The organism is Pseudonocardia sp. SID8383 (assembly GCF_009864975.1).
Classification (GTDB): domain Bacteria; phylum Actinomycetota; class Actinomycetes; order Mycobacteriales; family Pseudonocardiaceae; genus Pseudonocardia; species Pseudonocardia alni.
In genome coordinates this window covers 1-4,777 of record NZ_WWFY01000714.1, presented here as the reverse complement: position 1 = coordinate 4,777, position 4,777 = coordinate 1, and the positions used below count along the sequence as shown (strand labels likewise).

At 74.6% G+C, this 4,777-nt stretch carries 2 protein-coding genes; both read right to left on the bottom strand.

Going from position 1 to position 4,777, the window contains the following annotated elements:
- Positions 1-1,624, bottom strand: a 1,624-nt coding sequence (locus tag GTW08_RS17275; protein WP_161152222.1) for a hypothetical protein, incomplete at its 3' end; no start/stop codon positions are given.
- Positions 1,621-4,713, bottom strand: coding sequence for an ATP-binding protein (locus GTW08_RS17270; RefSeq protein WP_304580137.1), 3,093 nt, complete (start codon positions 4,711-4,713; stop codon positions 1,621-1,623). The genes GTW08_RS17275 and GTW08_RS17270, both read right to left, overlap by 4 nt.
- Positions 4,714-4,777 lie beyond the last annotated feature (64 nt).

Here is a 4,777-nt window from a genome sequence, read left to right as displayed (position 1 = left end):
GGACCCGGGCCCCCGGCCCGGCCGCGGTCTCGGCCTCCGGTCGCGCCGCACCCGGGTCGCCGGACCCGCCGGGGCCGCCGCGCTCGGACCACCAGCGGGACTGGCGCTCGTCGGCGTCGTTCGGGCCGCGCATCCGGTTCCACACCCGCGACACCGGGCCGCCGTTGATGCCGGGGACGATCCCGCCGAACTGCTCACGAGTCAGTGTCACCATCGACACCAGCCGCCGGAACGGCCGCGCGACCGCCCACAGCACGAGCGTGACCACGCCGGTGACCAGCAGCGCGAGCCACAGGTCGACCCCGGACCCGGGGGCGAACAGCGACACGACCAGCAGCGCGTGCAGCCCGGCCAGCGCCCCGACGACGAGCGTGTTCACGATCGCGGCGCCGCCGATGCGCAGGATCGCCGGGATGACGTCCGGTTTCAGCAGCGCGACGACGGCGATCGCCGGCGCCGTCACCACCATCAGCCGGATGACCAGCAGTGCGACCAGCACCAGGACCTTGGACAGCAGCTGGAACAGCGCGATGCACGCGGCCTGGATCAGCGCGAGCGTCCCGGCCCCGATCCGGCTGCCGGAGGCCCCGGTGAAGTACGGGTAGCGGTCCCCCATGCGGTCGGCGAGCGCGGCGTACTCGCCCTTCTTGCGCTCCGCCGTCTCGGACGTGTCCTGGCCCTGGTCGATCTCGTCGATGGTGAACGCCTGCGCCCGCAGCAGGTCCCGGCCCAGCTCCTGGGCCTGCGGGACGTCCGGCGCGCCGAACGTGCCGCGCAGCCAGTTCTGGTAGGCGACCTGGTCGACGAGCACCGTCGGGAGCGTGTCGCGGGTGCCCAGCCCGACCTGGCCGAGGAAGCCCTCCTGCATCTGCGTGACGCCGTCGAGCAGCAGGTTGTCCGCGGCACGGGACCAGTCGACCGGTGCGAGGTAGGCGGCGGATCCGAGCATCAGCGCGAGTACGGCGATGCCGGTGCGCTGGGCCTGGCGCGCGAGCTCCCCGCGCATCGCCAGCAGCAGCACGATGATCGCGAACCCGAGCAGGCCGAGGCCCACCCAGGTGGTGAACACGGTCTCGTACATCGCCCGGGTCGCGGTGGTGATGACCTGGTCGAGCGGCGCGAACAGCGACCCGCCGTCGGCGATGAGGTAGTGCGCCCAGTTCACCCCGCCGACGGTCAGCTTCGCCAGGTTGAAGACCTGGTTGCCCAGCCATGTGTCGGTGGTGACCGACGGGTTCAGCACGCCCGACGTGGCGCAGCCCAGGTCGTAGTTGTGCCAGACGAGACCGGCGTAGCCGACCTCCTCGTAGACGCTGCCGGCCTCCCCGTGCAGCGCCGAGGGCCGGTCCAGCGAGCCGACCAGCCCGGTGCCGGGGCGGTCCGGTTCCGGCGGGGACTTGCAGTCCAGCGCCTGCGCCATGGCCGGCGAGCCGAGCAGCAGCGTGCCGCCGGCGATCGCGGTGACCACCAGGACCGCCGTCCGCCGACGACGGCGGCGGGTCACCCCGGGCGTCTGCGGCGTGCGGCGGCGGGTCTTCCGCACCGACACGACGACGGCCGCGAGCAGCACGCCCAGGACGACCCAGACGCCTGCGCCGCCGGACGGGTCGAGGCCCGCCGTCACCGTCCGTCCCCGTCGGGGGGAGCGGCCGCGGGGTGGCCGTTCGTGGCCGCCGTCCCGTTCGACGGGCCGGTGCCGTTCGCGGGGGCGGTGCCGTCCGTGGAGGCGGTGCCGTCCGCGGGGGCGGTGCCGTCCGCGGGGGCGGGCTCGTCGACCACCCAGTCGTCGTCGAGCTCGTCGAGCAGGTCGAGCTGCTCGTCGTCGTAGAGCTCCGCGCGGCCGACGGCGGCGTCGGTCGCGGCGACCGACACGACCTGCACCCCACCGGCACGGATCCCGCCGGCCAGGACCGGGTCGTCGTCGCCGGGGCCGATCCGGGTGTCGGTACGCAGGTCGATCTCGTCACCGTCGAGGTCGGGCAGCACCACGGGGGCCGGGGCGCGCCGGGCGGGCAGCGGGCTCGGCTCGTCGGGTGCGCTCATCTCGGGATGCCCGGGTGCGGTGATCGCCGGGCCACCCGGCGGGCGCGGGGCGACGACGCGGGCGGCGTCGGGGTTGGTGTCGAGCGCCTCGCGGACGTGCTCCAGGTGCGGCGCCTCCAGGTCGATGCGGACCTTCTCCACCCCGCCGTGGCCGTCGGCGAAGACGAACTGGCGGGGCGCGTCGTCGGGCCGGTCGTCGTGGCGGGGGCGCGGGGACAGGGTCCCGAGCATCTCCTCGTAGCCGACGTCGGTGGGCACGCGCAGCAGCCGCAGCGCCTCGGACTGGGCCTCCTCGTCGTCGGTCCGGCCGACGAACACGGCGTTGACCAGCGACGCGAAGCCCGAGACCCGCAGCAGGTCACCGGCCAGCTGGGAGGCGAACAGGGCGCGGACGTTGAACTTGCGGGAGTCGCGGGCGAGGCGGTCGATGAGCACCTTGCCGGTCGGCACCTGGGACAGGAAGTGCGTCTCGTCGAGCGCGACGCCCTTGCGCAGGTTGCGGTCGGCGTCGTAGATCGTGCGCTGGGTCAGCCAGGACGCCAGGTTCAGCAGCTCGACGCCGAGCGACTCGTTGTCGGTCCACTCCTCGCGCGGGCTGCCCGGGCGCGGCAGCGACAGTCCCTGCATCGTCAGCACGGTGAGCCGGTAGTCGCGGTCGGCCTGCCAGGGGTCGGCGCGGGTCTCGTCGGGGAACAGCAGCGCGGCCTGCGGCAGCTCGCGCCGCTCGTCGAGGAAGTCCGCGACGACGCCGGCGTGGTCCTCGCCCTCACCGGCGTGCCGGCGCAGCGCGTCGATGACCATGCCGGGGTGCCGGTCGGGCGAGCCGCCGACCTCGCGGACCGCGCGGAGCAGCACGATCCGGGTGTGCGGCTGGCGGGCGATCTCGTAGGGCAGCAGCCCGGACAGCACGTCGAGCACCAGCCGACGGCGGGTGGCCGCGGCCAGCGAGCGCTCCCGCTTCCAGGCGCGCTCGGGGTCCTCGTCGTCGAGGAAGTGGTCCGGCCGCGGCTCGGCGACCACCCGGTACGGGTTGAGGATGCCGGGGTCGGCGCGGAGCAGGTTGATGTGCCGGGAGAACGGCGCCAGCTCCGGCAGCCGGGTCAGCTCGGCCAGCGGGCCGGACGGGTCGAGCACCGTCCAGCGGGCCCCGGCGCGCAGCGTCTTGTAGACGACCAGCCCGGTCAGGAACGACTTGCCCGAGCCCAGGCCGCCGACGATCGCGGTGAGGCCGGAGGCGCGTCGGACCTCCTGGGCCAGCCACGGGTCCCAGGCGACCGGACGGCGGGTCGCGGTGCAGGTCTCGCCGAGCATGATCCCGCGGCGGTCGCCGACACTGGCCGTCGCGGCCGGGACCGCGGCGGCCGCCCAGGTGACCGACCCGCGTCGCCGGTAGGCCGTCGCGGCCAGCGGCTCGCCGGGGATGAACTCGCGGGCGTAGCGGTACTGCGCCTCGGGGTGCTCGATCTGCACCTTGGGCCGGTACAGGTCGACGACCTGCTGGGCGCGGGTGGTGGCCTCGGCCTCGTCGCGGCCGGAGACGGCGATCCGCCACCAGCCGTAGAGACGGGTGTTGAGCTGGGTGAGCCCGGTGGTGAGCTCGTCCTCGACCTCCAGGACCCGGTCGGCCTGCCGCGCGAGCGACATGGGCGGGTCGAGGTCGTGGTCGTGGGTGTAGTGCCGGATCTGGCTGCGCACCTTGCCCATCTGGCGCTGCAGCTCGCCGGTGACGTCCTCCGGGCGGCGCACGTAGATCCGCGCGGACCACTCCACCGGGAACGGCAGCCGGTCGGAGTGCTGCATCCACGGGTCGTCGATCTCGGGGATCCGCAGACCCTCCATCAGCCCGACGCTCAGCACCGCGACGTTGCGGGTGACGGTCTGGCTGCGCATCCGCCCGACGACCTGCACCGTCGGCGCGTACGGCTCCTGGTGCAGGTCGACGCCCTCGGTGAACGCGGCGAGATCCTCCGGCTCCCAGGTCGACACCCCGCGCGGCACCGAGGACAGCCCGCGCGGGGCGGGCAGCCCGAGGGCGACCGAGCGGTGCATCAGCCAGGCCATGTCCTCCGCGCTCGCGGGGACGGCGTCGAGACCGGACCCGGCGACGAGCACGTCCAGGTGGTTGATCTCGGACTCCAGCGCGGCGAGCTCGGCCTTGACCGCGGACGGCACGAGGCGGTCCAGGACGGGCGCGGCGCGCTCCACCCAGCGGTCGATCAGCCCGCGGCCGGAGACCTCGATGCCGAGGAAGACCTCCTTGTCGGCCATCGACAGCCCCATCAGGTGGCGCTGCTCGCCCTCCAGGAACCCGTCCCAGCCCAGGGCGCCGGGCACGTCGGGCATCCGGCCGATCGCGTTCTGATCGAACGACTCCGCCCACATGTGCACCGGGTAGGGCCGGGTGGTGACGCGCAGGTGCAGCCAGCGCCCCTGCAGCTCGCCGAGCTGCGCGGCGATCTGGCGGATCAGGACCTCGCGCTGGTTGTCGCTGCGGAAGCTCCACGCCTGCGCCGCGAGCCGGTACCAGGCCATGACCTGCCCGTTGGTACGCGTGATGTGCCCGTCGATCGAGCGCAGCGCGATCGACGGGGTGTAGTCCGAACCGCCCTCGCCGGCACGGGCCCGGCCGCGCCGGGCCTTCGGCCGGGGGGTCCGCTCAGGTGCGGCCACGGTGGCCACTCCGGCGCCACGGGTCGGGACGGGGGGTGCGCGCGGGCACGCTCGCGCCGCGACC